13 protein-coding genes are annotated in these 17,313 nt (G+C 69.4%); 7 read left to right on the plus strand and 6 right to left on the minus strand.

Annotated features, from left to right (window positions below; genetic code table 11):
* Nucleotides 1–21 precede the first annotated feature (21 nt).
* The 5 genes from QMZ16_RS03035 to QMZ16_RS03055 are packed head-to-tail and all read left to right on the plus strand — an operon-like array spanning nt 22 to nt 6,277.
* Nucleotides 22–2,172: a bifunctional TVP38/TMEM64 family protein/FAD-dependent oxidoreductase gene (locus QMZ16_RS03035; protein ID WP_282602081.1), complete on the plus strand. Its 2,151-nt coding sequence runs from the start codon at nt 22–24 to the stop codon at nt 2,170–2,172.
* Nucleotides 2,169–2,792: a CDP-alcohol phosphatidyltransferase family protein gene (locus tag QMZ16_RS03040; RefSeq protein ID WP_282602082.1), complete on the plus strand. Its 624-nt coding sequence runs from the start codon at nt 2,169–2,171 to the stop codon at nt 2,790–2,792. Before QMZ16_RS03035 ends, QMZ16_RS03040 begins: the two co-directional genes overlap by 4 nt.
* Entirely contained in the window at nt 2,792–3,979 is a 1,188-nt protein-coding gene (locus tag QMZ16_RS03045) for an ABC transporter substrate-binding protein (protein ID WP_282602083.1), read from the plus strand. The genes QMZ16_RS03040 and QMZ16_RS03045 overlap by 1 nt, the downstream gene beginning before the upstream one ends.
* Nucleotides 3,976–5,649: an ABC transporter permease subunit gene (locus QMZ16_RS03050; protein ID WP_282602084.1), complete on the plus strand. Its 1,674-nt coding sequence runs from the start codon at nt 3,976–3,978 to the stop codon at nt 5,647–5,649. The genes QMZ16_RS03045 and QMZ16_RS03050 overlap by 4 nt, the downstream gene beginning before the upstream one ends.
* A 4-nt stretch (nt 5,650–5,653) precedes the next feature.
* Nucleotides 5,654–6,277: an ATP-binding cassette domain-containing protein gene (locus QMZ16_RS03055; RefSeq protein WP_282602085.1), complete on the plus strand. Its 624-nt coding sequence runs from the start codon at nt 5,654–5,656 to the stop codon at nt 6,275–6,277.
* Between the two features lie 15 nt (nt 6,278–6,292).
* Here the strand turns inward: QMZ16_RS03055 and QMZ16_RS03060 are convergent, their stop codons facing one another.
* From QMZ16_RS03060 to treZ, 5 genes are all read right to left on the minus strand, one after another.
* A complete protein-coding gene (locus QMZ16_RS03060; protein WP_282602086.1) occupies nt 6,293–6,529 on the minus strand; it encodes a DUF2934 domain-containing protein in 237 nt (78 codons plus the stop codon).
* 20 nt (nt 6,530–6,549) lie between these two features.
* Nucleotides 6,550–8,628 (minus strand): glycogen debranching protein GlgX, encoded by a 2,079-nt coding sequence (gene glgX / locus QMZ16_RS03065; RefSeq protein WP_282602087.1) that lies wholly within the window; start codon nt 8,626–8,628, stop codon nt 6,550–6,552.
* Complete coding sequence (locus QMZ16_RS03070; RefSeq protein ID WP_282602088.1) at nt 8,621–9,724, minus strand: sugar phosphate nucleotidyltransferase; 1,104 nt, start codon at nt 9,722–9,724, stop codon at nt 8,621–8,623. Before QMZ16_RS03070 ends, glgX begins: the two co-directional genes overlap by 8 nt.
* A 115-nt stretch (nt 9,725–9,839) precedes the next feature.
* On the minus strand, nt 9,840–12,038 hold the full coding sequence (treY, locus tag QMZ16_RS03075) for a malto-oligosyltrehalose synthase (RefSeq protein ID WP_282602089.1): 2,199 nt from the start codon (nt 12,036–12,038) through the stop codon (nt 9,840–9,842).
* On the minus strand, nt 12,035–13,720 hold the full coding sequence (treZ, locus tag QMZ16_RS03080; protein ID WP_282602090.1) for a malto-oligosyltrehalose trehalohydrolase: 1,686 nt from the start codon (nt 13,718–13,720) through the stop codon (nt 12,035–12,037). The genes treY and treZ overlap by 4 nt, the downstream gene beginning before the upstream one ends.
* A gap of 228 nt (nt 13,721–13,948) precedes the next feature.
* On the opposite strand from treZ, the gene QMZ16_RS03085 reads away from it, so the two are divergent.
* Nucleotides 13,949–14,542 carry an NAD(P)H-dependent oxidoreductase gene (locus QMZ16_RS03085; RefSeq protein ID WP_282602091.1) on the plus strand — a complete coding sequence of 198 codons (594 nt, stop codon included), beginning with the start codon at nt 13,949–13,951 and terminating at the stop codon, nt 14,540–14,542.
* Between the two features lie 4 nt (nt 14,543–14,546).
* Nucleotides 14,547–16,445 (plus strand): monovalent cation:proton antiporter-2 (CPA2) family protein, encoded by a 1,899-nt coding sequence (locus QMZ16_RS03090; protein WP_282602092.1) that lies wholly within the window; start codon nt 14,547–14,549, stop codon nt 16,443–16,445.
* Nucleotides 16,446–16,463: 18 nt separating this feature from the next.
* Here the strand turns inward: QMZ16_RS03090 and QMZ16_RS03095 are convergent, their stop codons facing one another.
* Nucleotides 16,464–17,078: a response regulator transcription factor gene (locus tag QMZ16_RS03095; protein WP_282602093.1), complete on the minus strand. Its 615-nt coding sequence runs from the start codon at nt 17,076–17,078 to the stop codon at nt 16,464–16,466.
* Nucleotides 17,079–17,313 lie beyond the last annotated feature (235 nt).

Genomic DNA, 17,313 nt, shown 5'->3' on the forward strand with positions numbered 1-17,313 from the left:
ACAAGAGGAACGATCGCGCCCATGTCACGCCCCCTGATCTTCGCCGCCCTTGCCGTGGGCGTCATCGCCGCAGCCTTTCTCGTGCCGGGCGACCTGCTGACGCTGGACGGCATCCGCAGCCAGCTGGATCGCGTGCAGACGCTGCGCGAGACCAGCCCCGTCGCCGTCGTGGCGGGCTTCTTCCTGGCCTATGTCGCGGTCACCGCGCTGTCGCTGCCGCTGGCCGTGTGGCTGACGCTGGCCGCGGGCGCGCTGTTCGGCTTCTGGCAGGGGCTGGTGATCGTGTCCTTCGCCTCGACCATCGGGGCGTCCATCGCCTTCCTCGTGGCGAGGCACCTGCTGCGCGACTGGGTCCGCGCGCGCTTCGGCGACCGCCTGCGCCGGATCGAGGACGGGCTGGAGCGTGACGGCGCCTTCTACCTGTTTTCCCTGCGGCTGATCCCGGTCCTGCCCTTCGTGGCGGTCAACTTGCTGATGGCGCTGACGCCTATGCGCCTGCGCACCTTCGCGGGCATCAGCCAGCTGGGGATGCTGGCGGGCACCGCCGTCTATGTGAACGCGGGCACGCAGCTTGCCAGCCTGGACAGCCTGTCGGGCATCGTCTCGCCGCGGATCCTCGCGTCCTTCGCGGCGCTGGCGGTCTTTCCGTGGATCGCCAAGGCCATCGTGGGCATCGTGCGCCGCCGCAAGCAGAACAGCCAGTGGACGAAACCGAAATCCTTCGACCGCAACCTGATTGTCATCGGCGGCGGCAGCGCGGGTCTCGTGACGGCCTATATCGCCGCCGCGACCAAGGCCAAGGTCACCCTGATCGAGGCGAACGAGATGGGCGGCGACTGCCTGAACACCGGCTGCGTGCCCTCGAAATCGCTGATCCGCAGCGCCGCCGTCGCGCGCACGATGCGCCGCGCCGACAGCTATGGCATCGCGCCCGTCGAACCGCAGGTCGATTTCCGCGCCGTGATGGAGCGCGTCCACGGTGCCATCGCCACCATCGCGCCCCATGACAGCGTCGAACGCTATGAAGGGCTGGGCGTCGAGGTCCTGCAGGGCCGCGGTCGCCTGACCGATCCCTGGACGGTCGAGATCGCGATGAACGACGGCTCGACCCGCAAGCTGACCTCGCGCGCGATCGTCATCGCGACGGGTGCCAGCCCGATCGTCCCGCCCGTTCCGGGCCTGCGCGAAGCGGGGGTGCTGACCTCGGACACGATGTGGGGCGCGCTGCGCGACCGCGACCGGGTGCCCGCGCGCATGGCCATCCTGGGCGGCGGCCCCATCGGGACGGAACTGGCGCAGGCCTTCGGCCGCCTTGGCGCGCAGGTCTTCCAGGTCGAGATGTCGGACCGCATCCTGGGCCGAGAGGACCCCGAGGTGTCCGAGCTGGTGACCGCCGCGCTGCAGGATGACGGGATCGAGGTGCTGACCGGCCACAAGGCCGTCCGCGCGGGCCGTGACGATGACGGCCCCTGGCTGGAGGTCGAGGGCCCCGACGGCGCCCGCACCCTGCGCGTGGACGAGATCGTCGCTGCCACGGGCCGCGCCGCCAACCTGAAGGGCATCGGCCTCGAGGAGCTGGGCATCGGCACGGATCGCACGGTGGACACGAACGACTACCTGCAGACGATCCATCCCAACATCCTGGCCGCGGGCGACGTGGCGGGGCCCTGGCAGTTCACCCATACCGCCAGCCACCAGGCGTACTATGCGGCGGTGAACGGGCTGTTCGGCGACATCCGCGCATCGCGCGTGGACGACCGGGTGATCCCCTGGGCCACCTTCACCGACCCCGAGATCGCGCGCCTCGGCCTGTCGGAAACCGAGGCCCGCGACCAGGGCGTCCCCTACGAGGTCACGCGCTTCGACCTGTCGGGGTCCGACCGCGCCATCGCGGACGGCGCGACCAGGGGCTTCGTCAAGGTGCTGACCCGCAAGGGCAGCGACAAGATCATCGGCGCGACCATCGCGGGCGTCCATGCGGGCGACCTGATGGCGGAATTCGTGCTGGCGATGAAGCACGGGCTGGGCCTGTCCAAGATCCTGGGCACGATCCACATCTATCCCACCCTGGCCGAGGCGAACAAATCCGTCGCCGGTCAATGGCGCCGCGCCCATGTGAACCCGCGGCTGACCGACATCGCCCGCCGTTTCCACGACTGGAGGCGCGGATGATCGACGCCCTGATCCTGCCCGCGCAACGCAGCGCATTGGCCCCGGCCGCGCGATACCTGTCCGCGCGGGGGATCGGGGCGGACCAGCTGACGGTGGCGGGCTTCGCCGTCGGTTTCCTGGGCTTCGTGGCGCTGGCCTTCGGGTTCTGCCTGGTGGCGCTGGCGCTGATCGTGGCGAACCGGCTGATGGACGGGCTGGACGGCGCCGTCGCGCGCATCCAGGGGCCGACCGACCGGGGCGCCTTCCTGGATATCGCGATGGACTTCCTGTTCTATGCGCTGGTCCCCCTGGGCTTCGCGATCCACGACCCGGCGGCGAATGCCCTGCCCGCCGCCCTGCTGATCGCGGCCTTCGTGGGGACGGGGTCATCCTTCCTGGCCTTCGCAGCCATCGCCGCCAAGCGCGGGCAGGCCGCCGCCGCCTTCCCGTCCAAGGGCATCTACTATCTGGGCGGGCTGACCGAGGGGTTCGAGACCATCGCGCTGTTCGTGCTGATCTGCATCTTCCCGCAGGCCTTCCCCTTCCTTGCCGTGCTGTTCGCCGCCGCATGTGCCGTCACGACGGCCCTTCGCTGGCATCAGGGCTGGACCGCCTTCGCCCCCGACAACAGGAGCCGCTGATGCACCGTCGTTCCCTTCTTGCCCTGGCCCTTGCGGCCCTTGCCACGCCCGCGATGGCGGATTGGACCGAGACGCTGCAGGCCGCGCGCGGGCAGACCGTCTACTGGAACGCATGGGGCGGCGATCAGCGCACCAACGACTTCATCCGGTGGGTCGGCCAGCAGACCGAGGAACGCTTCGGGGTCGAGGTCGTGCATGTGAAGCTGACCGACACCGCCGAGGCCGTGACCCGCGTCCTGTCCGAGAAGTCGGCGGGCCGCACCGAGGGCGGCTCGGTCGACCTGATCTGGATCAACGGGCCGAACTTCCTGTCGATGAAGGAACAGGAGCTGCTGCACGGACCCTTCGCGGGCGACCTGCCGAACGCGCGCTTCCTTGACCTGTCCGAGGGCGCGCCCGCCGCGCTGGACTTCACCACCCCCGTCGACGGGATGGAGAGCGCGTGGCGCCTGGCCCGCTTCGTCTTCATCCGCGACGCCGACCGCGTGCCCGAACCGCCTGCCGACATGGCGGGCTTCGTCGACTGGGCCGCCGCCAATCCGGGCCGGATGACGCATCCCGACCCCGCGAACTTCATGGGCGCGACCTTCCTCAAGCAGGCGCTGCTGGAACTGGCCCCCGACCCGCAGGCGCTGCAGGCGCCGGTGACCGACGCGGCCTATGCCGCGCAGACCGCGCCGCTGTGGGATTGGTACGACGCGCTGCGCCCCAACCTGTGGCGCGAGGGCGAGGCGTTCCCCGAAAACGAATCCGTCCAGCAGCAGCTTCTGGCCGACGGAGAGATCGACATCGCCATGTCCTTCGACCCCGCCGCAGCCGCAGCCCAGGTCGAACAGGGCCTGCTGCCCGAAACCGCACGGGTCTTCGTGCCGGATGCCGGATCCATCGGCAATGTCAGCTTCGTCGCCATCCCCTTCAACGCCGCCAACCGCGAAGGGGCCGAGGTCGTGGCCGACTTCCTGCTGGCCCCCGAAACGCAGGCGAGGATGCAGAACATCGAGGTGCTCGGCTCGTTCTCGGTCCTCGATCCCGAACGGCTGGATGCCGAGGCGCAGGCCCGGTTCGAGGCCCTGCCGACCGCCCCCGCCCTGCCCACGCTGGCCGAGCTGGGCCCGACGCTGCCCGAACCCCATGCCAGCTGGATGACGCGCCTGACCGAAGACTGGGCGGATCGCCACACCAGATGAGCCTGCCCGCCCGGTTCCTTCCGGCGCTGATCCTGGCCGCGATCCTGCTGCCCATCGGCGCGGGGTTGTGGCAGACGGCGCTTGCAGCCGCGGGCCACCTGCCCGCCATCGGCGCGCAGGGGCCGGACCTTGCCGCATGGGCGGCGCTGTGGGACCGGCCGGGTCTGGGCCGCGCGGTCTGGCTGTCGCTGTTCACCGGGATCGGCGCGACGCTTCTGTCCTTCCTGCTGGCGCTGGCATCCGCCGTGGCGATCACCCGCAAGGGTCGGGGCGGCAGGCTGCTTGCGCCCCTTCTGGCCATGCCCCATGCGGCGCTGGCAATCGGGCTGGCCTTCGTCATGGCACCGTCTGGCTGGATCGCGCGGGTGATCGCGCCCGTGCTGGGATGGGACCGACCGCCGGACATCGCCAGCATCGGCGATCCCTTCGGCCTATCGCTGATCGCGGGGCTGACGGTCAAGGAGTTCCCGTTCCTGCTGCTGATGATGCTGACCGCCTGCGCGCAGATCCCCCTGCAGTGCCACCTGCGCGCGGGTCGCGCGCTTGGCGCGTCCGAGGCGCGGCTGTGGCTGGCGATCGTCCTGCCGCAGATCTGGCCGCTGATGCGGCTGCCGGTCCTGGTGGTGCTGGCCTATTCCATGTCGGTCGTGGATGTCGCGCTGATCCTCGGGCCGTCGAACCCGCCCACGCTGGCCGTCCTGCTGGCGCGCGACTATGCCGATCCGGACCTGACACGGCTCATGTCGGGATCGGCGGGCAGCCTGCTGCAACTGGCGCTGGTCGGCGCGGCGGCGGGGGCGGTCCTGCTGATCCGCGGGCCCGTCGCGCGGCTGGGCGGGGCCTGGGTCCATGCCGGTGCGCCCGCGCCGGGGGCGGGCATCGCGCTGCGTGCCCTGCGCGGGGCGGCCTGGATCGCGATGACGCTTGGCTTCGGCGCGATGGTGGCGCTTGTCATCTGGTCGCTTGCGTGGCGATGGGCATTTCCCGACCTGGTCCCGCAGGAATTGTCGCTGCGCATCTGGGCACGCTCGGCTCAGGGATGGGCCGCGCCGCTGGCGAACACGCTGATCATGGCGGGGGCCAGCACCGCGCTGGCCCTGCTGGCGGCCATCGCGTGGCTGGAATCCGAGACCCGCAGCAATCGCCGCATGCCCTGGGCCGAGGCCGCGATCTTCGTGCCGCTGCTGCTGCCGCAGATCGGCTTCCTGTTCGGGGTGAACACCGCCGCCTTGCGGGCGGGCCTGTCGCCGGGGATGTGGCTGGTCGTCTGGGGGCACGCGATCTTCGTCTTTCCCTATGCGATGATCGCGCTGGCCGATCCGTGGCGGTCGGTCGATCCGCGCCATTTCCGCGCGGGGGCAGCGCTCGGGGCCGGTCCGTGGCGCAGGCTGTTCGCGCTGCGCCTGCCGATCCTGCTGCGCCTGATCCTGACCGCAGCCGCCATCGGCATCGCCGTATCCGTCGCGCAATACCTGCCGACGCTGTTCCTTGGCGCGGGCCGCACGCCCAGCCTGACGACCGAGGCCGTGACCCTTGCCGCATCGTCCGACAGGCGGGTGACGGCGGTGGTGGCGACCATCCAGGCCGCGCTGCCGCTGATGGGCTTTGCGGCGGCATTCGTGATACCCGCGATCCTGCATCGCAACCGCCGCCACCTGAGAGGGGCCTGAGGGAATGCTGGAGCTGATCGATCTTGCCATCCGCCTGCCCGGTGGCCGCCCGCTGCTGGGGCCCGTGTCGCTGCGGGTCGAGGCGGGACAGATCCTGTCGGTGATGGGACCGTCGGGCGTGGGCAAGTCCAGCCTGCTGGACGCCATTGGCGGTCATCTGGGCGCGGGCTTCGCCTTGCAGGGCCGCGTCCTGCTGGACGGGCGCGACCTGACCGGCCTTCCGGCCGAGCGTCGCAACATCGGAATGATTTTCCAGAACTCGGACCTGTTCCCGCATCTGAGCGTCGGGCAGAACCTCGGCTTCGGGATGCCGCGCCGCCATCGCGACCGACGCGCCCGGATCGAGGCCGCGCTGGTCGATGCGGGCCTAGGCGGAATGCATGACCGCGATCCGGCCACCCTGTCGGGCGGTCAACGGGCGCGGGCCGCGCTGATGCGGGGGCTGCTGGCCGAACCCGCGGCGATCCTGCTGGACGAGCCGTTCTCGGCCCTCGATGCGCAGCTGCGCGACGAGATCCGCAGCTTCACCTTCGATCACCTGCGTGCTGCGGGCATCCCCGCGCTGATGGTCACCCATGACGCGCAGGATGCGACAAGCGCGGGCGGCCCCGTAATCGCTCTGGGCTGAGGGCCGCCCGCAGGTTCACTTGCCCGGCTTGCCGGGAGCGCCCGATTCCGTGCCCGGCGTGTCGTTCACGTTCGACATGGGCTGTTCGGAGGGCGTCTCGGAGCCGGTTCCGGGGCGCATGATGCCGCCCTTCTCCTCGGCGGCCAGCTCGGCCTCGGCCTGTTCCCAATGCGCATGTTCGTGACCCTCGGGGCGACCGGCATCTTCCCAGATGCGATGGGCGCGGGCCTTGATCAGTTCTTCACGTTCCATTTCCATCCTTGCCTCCGTCGTCAGATGGCGATTTCGCCGGACCCGTCCTCGGTCAGGGCCAGCACGCTTTGCCAGGGCAGCGGGATGCGGCCCGTGACATTCCTTTCGCAGGCGACAGGCGCGGCGGCGCTGTCGATGCGAAGTGTCCATTCGCCGGGGGGCAGCACGAATTCGGCGTCCTCTCCGGCATTCAGCACGATCAACACGCGGGCGCCGTCGGGGTTTCGACGCATCATGCCCAATGTCTGCAACCCCTCGTCGGCCCAGTCCCCGTCGCCAAGTGGGCGACCCTCGGGGTGCAGCCATTCGACGACCGGCCTGCGGTCCTGCAGATCCTGCCCCGCCACGGCAAAGCGGGGACGCGACAGGCGCGCATCGCGGCGGAAGGCCGTCAGCGCCGCCACGGCGTCGGTCAGGTCGTCCCGCGCGGACGCCCAGTCCAGCCACGAGATGTCGTTGTCCTGGCAATAAGCGTTGTTGTTGCCGCCCTGCGAATTGCCGATCTCGTCGCCCGCAAGCAGCATGGGCACGCCCTGCGACAGCAGCACGGTCGCCAGGATCGCGCGGGCGCGGCGGCTGCGGGCCTCGTCGATGGACGCATCCTCGGTCGGGCCTTCGGCACCCATGTTGTCGGACAGGTTGTGATCGTGCCCGTCGCGGCCATCCTCGCCATTGGCGTCGTTGTGCTTGTCGTTGAAGGACAGCGTGTCCCACAGGGTGAAGCCGTCATGGGCGGCGACGAAATTCACGCTGCTGGTGGCGGGGCGGTGGCTGTGATCGAACTGGACGGGCGACCCCGACAGGCGCTCTGCCATGGCGGGGACCAGCGCGGGGTCGCGCCGCCAGAAGGCGCGCGTGTCGTCGCGGAACTTGTCGTTCCATTCGCGGAAGGGCCAGGGATATCCCCCGACCTGGTACCCCCCCTCGCCGATATCCCACGGCTCGGCGATCAGCTTGATGCCCGACAGCACCGGATCCTGCCGCAGCGCGTTGAAGAACGAGCCGTGCCTCTCGAAGCCCTCGGCCTCTCGGCCCAGGGTCGAGGCCAGGTCGAAGCGGAAGCCGTCCACATGCATCGCCTCGACCCAGTAGCGCAGGCTGTCCATGACCATGCGCAGCACCATCGGATGCGCCACGTTCAGCGTGTTGCCCGTGCCCGTCGTGTCGAAGCTGTGGCGCGGATCGTCGGACAGCAGGTAATAGGACGCGTTGTCGATCCCGCGGAAGGACAACGTCTGGCCCAGCTCGTTCCCCTCGCAGCTGTGGTTGTAGACCACGTCCAGGATCACCTCGATGCCGGCCTTGTGGAACCGGCGGATCGCCTCCTTCATCTCTCGGATCTGGCCCGATTTCAGATAGGGGGCGTGCGGCGCGAAGAAGGACAGCGTGTTGTAGCCCCAGTAGTTCGACAGCCCCTTCTCGGTCAGGTGGCGATCGTTGGCGAAGGCGTGGACGGGCAGCAGCTCGATCGCGGTGGCGCCGATGCGCTGCAGGTGGTCGATCACCGCATCCGAGGCCAGCCCCGCGAAGGTGCCGCGCAGCTTCTCGGGCACGCCCGGATGCAGCTGCGTCAGGCCCTTCACATGCGCCTCGTAGATGACGGTATCGGTCCAGTGCGTGCGCAGCGCGGCCTCGCTTTCCCAGTCGAAGGCGGTATCGGCCACCACGCCCTTGACCATGTAGGGCGCGCTGTCGCGCTCGTCGAAGGACAGGTCGTCCTGCCCGATGACATAGCCGTGCAGCGCGTCGTGCCATTCGATCCGGCCACGCAGTTCCTGCGCATAGGGGTCCAGCAGCAGCTTGTTCGGGTTGAAGCGGTGCCCCTGTTCGGGCGCATAGGGCCCGTGCACGCGGTAACCATAGACCTGCCCCGGCCCGACGCCGGGCAGGAAGCCGTGCCAGATCCCGCCCTCCATCTCGGGCAGCATCAGGCGGTGCAGCTCCTGGGTGCCGGTCCGGTCGAACAGGCACAGTTCGACCGCATCGGCATGTTCCGAGAACAGCGCGAAGTTCGTGCCGTCGCCCAAGTGCTGCGCCCCCAGCAGGTCGGGGCGCAGGACGCTTCGGTCAAAGGACGGGGTGTCGGCCGCGTCACGCATGGCGGCGCATCCCCCGCAGGACATGGGCCGGGCGCGGGCGCAGCGCATCGCGACGGCGCAGCATCGCGGGCGTGATCAGCAGCGTGTCGCCGGACTGACGGAACCAGCGGGCATCCTCGGCCGGATCCTCGCCCGCGACCAGATCGGCGGAAACATGGCAGCCGGGGGCCACGATGCAGCGGGTCAGGCGCGCATGGGGGTGAACGGTCGCGCCGGGCATCGCCACGCTGTCATTGCCCAGATACCAGTCCCCCACGGCCGAGGGGAACGGCAGGCGCGCGGGCGGATCGCGCAGGAAATCCAGCTGCGCAAGGCGCAGGGCCTGCAGCGTGCCCACGTCGCGCCAATAGCTGCGCCCGCCCGTGCCCGCGGGCAGGCGATAGGACATCGCCTCGGCCCGATCCACCGCCAACGGCACGAGGTCGTGCCCGAAATCGGTCACGGTTCCGTCGCGCATCGCATCGGCCAGCCACGACTTGTCGAAGACATAGATGCCCATCGACACCAGCGCCCGGCCCGGCTCGTCCGGGATCGAGGGCGGGAATTCGGGCTTCTCCAGGAAGGACAGGATGCGGCCCTGACGGTCGGCATGCATCACGCCAAAGCCCGATGCCTGCGCCTGGTCCACCACGTCCGCGGCCAGCGTCACCGCCGCCCCCGAGGCGACATGCGCCTCGATCATGGGGCGATAGTCCATCTCGTAGACATGGTCGGCGGCAAGGACCAGGACATGGCTTGCCCCCGATGCCTCGATCGCGTCCCAGTTGCGCCGGACGGCATCGGCGGTCCCGGCATAGGCGCCGCGCCCGTCCACGATGCTCAGCCCGTTCGGGGCGAAATGCGCCCCCCATCTTGCGGGCAGGTGGTCATGCAGCGTCGCGGGGGCGAACTGCGTCGCCACGATCATGCGCCCGATCCCCGAGCGCACGCAATTGGCCATGGTGAAATCGACGATCCGGTTGCGTCCCGCGAAGTGGATGGCGGGCTTCGCCTCGGTCGCGGTCAGGTCGGCAAGGCGCGTCCCCTTGCCGCCGGCCAGCAGGATGGTGGCCACGGAATATCCGGTCGCAGCCGGCATACGGTGCGTGATCGACACGGCGATGATCCTTGTCTGGATGGGACTTTGTCAAAAGCATGTCCGGCATCGGATTTGCCGGACATGCAAGAAACACACCCGCGCCAAGGCCGTTCCGCGTGTTGCTGTTTATCAATCAGGGATTGCCGTCGCTGCCTTCCAGAAGGGCGACCGCATCGCCCGATTGCCCCTGCCAGGACAGGATCGCACGCCCCGGCGGCAGTTCGCGCCCGAAGAAGGCCGTCAGGCTGTCGCCCCCCGACCGGCGGATCATGCGCATGCCGCCCTCGTCGCGTTCCAGAAGCACGTCCGCATCGCGCAGGAAGTCTGACCGGTCGCGGCGCAGATGCAGCAGGTCGCGCGTCCAGCGCGCCTTGACCGACGTGCTGCGGGCCAGCGCGTCCCAATCGACCGGGTGCCGGTTGTCGGGATCGGTCAGGGCCAGCAGCGGATCTTCGGTGCCGCGATAGATGTCGGGAAAGCCCGGCGTCAGGACCTTCATCGCCAGCTGCATCAGGATCAGCGCATCGGCGCGTTCGATCAGGCGGGTCAGCGCGGGTGGCGGGACGCGCCAGCTGTCCAGCACGGCCGAGGTCAGGGCCTTGGCGCGGCTCTCGGCATCCTCGTCGGGATTGGTCCAGAAGCTGCGCAGCTTTGCCTCTCTCATCGCCTTTTCCAGGTGGGCGCACAGACGCGCATCCGCATCGGGTGCGCCGTGGATCGCCAGCGCCGACTGCACGCCGTACCAGATCCGCCGCCCCGGAACCCCCCGCGCCTGCGGCAGCGCGGCGGCGGCGTCATGCAGCGCGGCGAAATCGTCGGGCAGATGGCTGATCGCGACCAGCCGCATGCGCGAATCCTCGGACCGCTTGGTGTCATGGGTCGAGGTCAGGTTCATCTCGGTCGCGGCGCGGGCCTTCAGGAAGGCCGTCGCCTCGGCATCGGTGATCGTGGCCTCGTCGGGCTCGGCACCGACCTCGTTCGCGGCAAGATAGCGGGTCCAGCGGAAGCCCGCGGTATCCTCTTGCGCCTTGGCCAGAAGCGCGCCGGATACCTGCTGGAAGCGCCGCGTGAAGGGGCAGTCCTGCCGCAGCAGCCCTGCCAGCGCATCGACCACTGCACGCGACCGCAGCCCCTGCCCCGCCCGTTCGGCGATGTCCGCCAGCAGGTCCTCATCGCCCGGTGCCATGCCCCCCGCCGCGACATAGGTGCGGTAGCGCGGCACGGCGACCAGAAGCGCGGTCACCGCCTCTCGCAGCCATTCGGGGCCGGGGGCGCCTTCGGGGCGCGCGCCCAGTGCATTGCGGGCCAGCGCGATCAGCTGACGCCTTTCGGCGGCCAGCTCGTTGTCCAGGATCTCGTGCTTGGCGGCCATCAGCGAGGATGCGAAATCCTCGGTGATGCGGGTCGCGCGGCGCCAATGCGCATCCAGCCGCGCAAGGCCCTTCGCATCGGTCAGCGCCCGCGCGAACAGGCGCGCGGATTCGTAGCCGGTCGTCCCCGCCACCGGCCACGAGGCGGGCAGCGTCTCGTGATCCACCAGGATCTTCTCGACCCAGATCGGCGTGTCGGGCAGCGCGCCGTGCAGCCGGTCCAGGTATCCCGCGGGATCGACCAGCCCGTCGATGTGATCGACGCGCAGGCCCTGCACCAGCCCCTTCCGCACCAGGTCGAGGATCAGCGAATGGGTCGCGTCGAAGACCTCAGGGCGCTCGACCCGCATCCCGATCAGGCCGGTGACGTTGAAGAAGCGGCGATGGGTGATGCTGTCGCGTTCGCGTTCGTAATGGACCAACCGCCAGTGCTGGACGCGGTGCAGGTCGCGCAGGGATTGCGGGCGCGGTCCGGGGGCCAGCGGCAGGCGCAGCCCGCCCATGACCCATTCGTCGCCCTCGACCGCGAAATCGCCGCGTTCCAGCACGATCTCGAAGGGGTCGGGCAGGAACGGCAGGACAAGCGGCCCCGCATCCCAGTCGATGTCGAAGGCCGGCGCATGCATGCTGGACCGCCCGTGACGCAGCACGTCGGCCAGCCAGGGGTTCGCGGGCGAGAAGGCCGTATGGTTCGGCACGATGTCGATGATGATGCCCATGCCCGCATCGCGTGCGGCTGCGGCCAGTGCCTCGAATGCCGGGCGGCCGCCCAGCTCGGGCTCGATCGCGGTGGGGTCGGTCACGTCATATCCGTGGGTGGACCCCGGCACCGCCGCGAAGATGGGCGAGAGATAGAGATCCGACACCCCGAGGTCGCGCAGATAGGGCAGCAGCCCCTGCACGCGGGCGAAATCGACGCCGTTCCTCAGCTGGATGCGATAGGTCGCGTCGGGAATGTTCATGCGGGGTCCACCTTGACGGAAATGGAGAAGGGATCGCGGCGCATCAGGCCGATCCCGAACTGTGCGCCGGGAATGCCCTCGCCGCCCGGACGGCCCAGCGACAGCGCGACGCGCAGGCGCCCCGCATCGAAGCGCCAGTCGGCCAGCAGGCTGGCATCGTCGCGCGCGACATCGACGGATCGCCGTGCGCTGCGGATCAGCGGCAGCAGATGGGTCGCGCGGAAACCCAGCGCGCGTCGGGTCAGGTCCTGCCATTCGCGCGCCCGCGCATCGTCCGTCCAGTCGAGGCGCGAGGCGGCGAAGGTCTGCATCGACAGCGGGTCGGGCACGGTGTCGCCGTGGCGGGCGACCTCGGGGAACTCGGACGCGCGGCCCGTGCGGACGGCCTGCGCCAGATCGCCGGTGAAATCCGCGAAGAACAGGAAGGGCGTCGTCGCGCCGCGTTCCTCGCCCATGAAGACCATCGGGACATAGGGCGCACACAGCAGCAGCGCATAGGCGACCGCCACCCCCGCCGGGTCCGCGATGGACAGCAGCCGGTCCCCGAAGGCGCGGTTCCCGACCTGGTCGTGGGTCTGGACCGAGTTGACGAATGCGGTGACCGGCAGATGCCCGCAGGACGCGCCGCGCAGGCTGCCGCGCGGCGGGCGGGGCTGGCCCTCTTCGACATGGCCGCGACGCAGGGCCAGCGCCAGATCGCCCACGGGATCGACCGCGAAGGGCGCGTAATAGGCGTGATCCTCGGACGTGAGGGCGACATGGACGGCGTGGTGGAAATCGTCGTTCCAGCTGGCGTCATAGCCGCCCTCCTCGCGCAGGGCGGGCTCGTTCCTTTCGTCCTCGGTGATGAGGTGGACGGGGGCGATGCCGCGCAGGGTGGCGGCAAGGTCATGCAGGAAGTCGCGCGATCCCGGCCCCGCGATCTGGTGGACCGCATCCAGCCGCAAGCCGTCGATGGCGTACTCCGACACCCAGTGGCAGGCGCATTCCGTCCAGAAGCGGCGGACGGCCTCCTGCCCGAAATCGATCGCGGCGCCCCAGGGCGTCATGCGGTCCGCGTCGAAGAACTCGGGCGTGATCGCGTGCAGATAGGCGCCGTCCGGGCCGAAATGGTTCATCACCAGGTCCAGGATGACCGACAGCCCCGCCCGATGCGCGGCAGCCACCAGCGCGCGCAGATCGTCGGGGGTGCCATAGGCGGGATGGGGCGCGAAGGGCAGCACCCCGTCGTAGCCCCAGCCCCGGTTCCCCGCCCATTGCCCAAGGGGCATCAGCTCGATCGCGGTGAAGCCCAGACCGGCCAGCAGCTCCATCCTGGCGGCGGCGGCGGCAAGGCTGCCCTCGGGGGTGAAGGTGCCGACATGCATCTCGTAGATGACCATCGAGGCCCAGTCCCGCGCGGGGCCGCGGGGCGCGGGGCGCGGGGCGATCAGCCGCGAGGGGGCATGGACATCGCCCGCCTGAAGGCGGCTGGCCGGGTCGGGAACGCATTGCCCGTCGACGCGGAACAGGTACTCCGCGCCCTCGGGGGCGGGATGCAGCAGGTCCCACCAGCCCATCGCGTCGCGGCGCATCGGCAGGGCCTGCCCCTCCAGCATCAGATCGACCTGCGCCGCCCCGGGCGACCACAGGCCGAAGCGCCATTCGCCGCCTTCCGGGCGGGCGCCCCAACGCGGGGTCATGCGGGGCACCCCCGGCCTGCAAATTCCTGAAAACGCGGCAGATGCATGGAAATCCCCCTTCCAGTCGCTGCGACCTGCAAGGCAACATCGGCGCATCGCGGCGGTTCCCTTGACATAAGTGAACTCTGCAACCCCGAAGGGCCGTCGCACAATGGCGAAGTCCTGCGGGGTGGACAGCCGCACGCCGCCTGTCGCATTCAGGGCATGACATTGCCCGAAAGGACGCCCATGGCCCGCATCCTGCACATCTTCGCCCATCCCGGGCTGGCCTCGTCGCAGATCAACGCCGCCATGTGGCACGCGGCCTGCCGGGTCGAGGGGATCACCAGCGTCGATCTCTATGCCGAGAACCCGCGATACGAGATCGACGTGGCCGCGCAGCAGGACCGGCTGGAGACGCATGACGTGCTGCTGCTGCAATTCCCGATGTTCTGGTATTCAGCCCCCGCGCTGCTGAAGGAATGGATCGACCTGGTGCTGTCGCGCGGCTTCGCCTATGGCGCGGGCGGCGACAGGCTGGCGGGCCGGACGATGCAGCTTGCGGTGTCCACCTCGGCCCCGGCCGAGGCGTTCGGTCCGGACGGATACCAGAATTTTCCTCTGCGGACCTTCCTGACCCCGTTCGAGCAGACCGCCCGCCTATGCGGCATGCGGTTCCTTGCGCCCTATGTCCGCCACGACGCGCTGCATGGCGACGGATCGGCGCATGCGCAGGGCTTTGCGCGCCTTCTGGCGGGGCTGCGCGACGGGCGGCTGGACATGGACCGCGCCCAGGCGGCGGATGCGCTGTTCCATGATACACTTCCCCTGAGAGAGGGCTGAGACCATGACGGAATTCCTGCTGCCCGCCTTCCTGTTTTTGATCGCCGGGGTGATCTCGGTTCCCATCGCGTCGCGGCTGGGGCTGGGATCGGTGCTGGGCTACCTGGTGGCGGGGATCGCGCTTGGACCCGTGCTGTCCGTGCTGGGCGTCGACGTGATCCAGATCCAGCATTTCGCGGAATTCGGCGTCGTGATGATGCTGTTCCTCGTGGGGCTGGAGCTGGAGCCGAAGCTGCTCTGGGCGATGCGGACGCGGCTTCTGGGACTGGGCGGGCTGCAGGTCGGGCTGACGGCTGCGCTGATAGCGGCTGCGGCATATGCGCTTGGATCCGCATGGCAGGTCGCGGTCGCGATCGGGCTGATCTTCGCGCTGTCCTCGACCGCGATCGTGCTGCAGACCCTGAACGAGAAGGGCCTGATGAAAAGCGATGGCGGGCAGGCCAGCTTCTCGGTGCTGCTGTTCCAGGACATCGCGGTCATTCCCATGCTGGCGCTGCTGCCGCTGCTGGCCACGCAGCATGTCACCCACGAGGGCGACGCCCATGGCGGCATGTCCCTGGTCGAGGGGCTGAACGGCTGGCAGACCGGGCTTGCGACGCTGGCGGCCATCGGGCTGGTCGTCGCGGGCGGCATGTACCTGACGCGCCCCGCCTTCCGCTTCATCGCGCATGCCAACCTGCGAGAGGTGTTCATCGCCGCCGCCCTGACCTTCGTCATCGGCATCGCGCTGCTGATGTCGCTGGTCGGCCTGTCGCCCGCGCTCGGGACTTTCCTGGCAGGGGTGGTGCTGGCCAACAGCGAATACCGCCACGAGCTGGAGAGCGATATCGACCCCTTCCGCGGCCTGCTGCTGGGCCTGTTCTTCATGACCGTCGGCGCGGGCATCGATTTCGGCCTTCTGGCGGCCGAGCCGCTGACCATCCTGGGGCTGACCCTGGGCGTGATCGCGCTGAAGGCGGGCGTGCTGCTGGCGCTTGGCTGGGCATTCGGGGTGCGCGACGAACAGGGCTGGCTGTTCGGCATGTCGCTGGCGCAGGCAGGCGAATTCGGCTTCGTGCTGATCAGCTTCGCGACCGCGGGGGCGATCCTGCCCGACGACATCGCGCCGCGGCTGACGCTGATCGTCACGCTGTCGATGATGCTGACGCCGGGGCTGTTCATCCTGTATGACCGGGTGGTGCTGCCGCGATACCACGCCGCGGAACCCCGCGCGGCGGATGACATCGACAGGCAGGGGCGGATCATCATCGCGGGTCACGGCCGCTTCGGCGGGGTGGTCAACCGCATGCTTCTCAGCGCGGGCCACGAGACGACGGTGCTGGACCATTCCTCGAACCAGCTGGAGGTGCTGCGCGCCTTCGGCGTCCGCGCCTTCTATGGCGACGCGACGCGCCCCGACCTGCTGCATGCCGCCGGGATCGAGGATGCGCGCCTGCTGGTCGTGGCCATCGACGACCGGCACCGCGCGACGGAAATGGTGCGCCACGTGGTCAAGCACCATCCCCATATCCACGTCGTCGCCCGTGCGCTGGACCGGGGCCATGTCTACGAATTGTGGGGCGCGGGCTGCCGCGACATCATCCGCGACACCTTCGACAGCGCGGTCAGGGCGGGCCGCTCGACCCTCGAGGCGCTCGGGATGCACCCGTTCGAGGCCGAGCGCACGGCCCGCACCTTCGTCAGCCAGAACCGCCGGTCGATGAGGGAACTGGCGGACCTGTACGATCCCGAGGTGCCCAACCATGAGAACGCGCCCTATCGCGACAGGGCGCGGGAGCTGATGGACGAACAGGCCGAGGAGATGCGGAACCGCGGGCGCGGCGCCCATCACGAGGGGGCGGACGGCGCATGGGCCCGCCCCACCCTGCGCGACCAGGAGGCCGCGCGCCGCACGCGCGACTAGGACGCGGGCGGCCGGGCCTCAGGCGAAGCCGGCCTCCTTGGCGATGACGGCGGCCTGGGTGCGATTCTTCGCGCCGATCTTGCGGCAGAGCGTGCGGACATGCAGCTTGACCGTGACCTCCTGCAGCTCCAGCTCGCGCGCGATCTCCTTGTTGGCCTTGCCAAGGCACAGGCCCAGCAGCACCTCGCGCTCTCGCTGGCTCAGCTGGCGGACGAACTCGGTCTCGTTCTCCTCCTCGCCCTCGCCCAGGACGGATGCGGGCACGAAGGTCTCACCCATGATCATGAAGCGGGCGGCGTTGACCAGCGACTTGGCCCCAAGCGATTTCGGGATGAAGCCCGCCGCGCCCAGGTCCACGGCCTCTTGCGCGATGCGGGCGGGGGCCGTCCCGCTGAGAAGCGCGACCGGCGCATCGCGCGAGATCTGGATCGCGCGCTTCAGCCCCTCGAGGCCGTTCATGCCGGGCATGGTGAAGTCCAGAAGGATCAGGTCGAAGGGGCGCTCGGCCTCGATCGTCTTGGCGGCGACCACGAAATCGGGGACGCAGACGACCTCGGCATTGCCTTCGGAGCGAAGATAGGCCGCGATGGTGTCGCGGACCATTTCATGGTCGTCGGCCAGAAGAATGCGCATCACGCCACCTTGCCGCAGGCTGCGACTGCTGGATGACCCGACCGGCGGGCTGCGAAAATACGTCGCGATTTCAAGTCGATCCCCCGATCATGGCCGATCCGTCGCAATCGCGCGGATCCTTGGCGTCAAAGCTTCGGCATATGCGATGCCGCTGTCAATAGAAAGCCCGGCAGGCATACAACCCAAAGGTTAATGATAACCCTTGGTATATCCGCGTAATCCGATGCACAGTTGA

Origin of the sequence: Paracoccus sp. PARArs4, assembly GCF_947311865.1 — a bacterium.
Taxonomy (GTDB): domain Bacteria; phylum Pseudomonadota; class Alphaproteobacteria; order Rhodobacterales; family Rhodobacteraceae; genus Paracoccus; species Paracoccus zeaxanthinifaciens.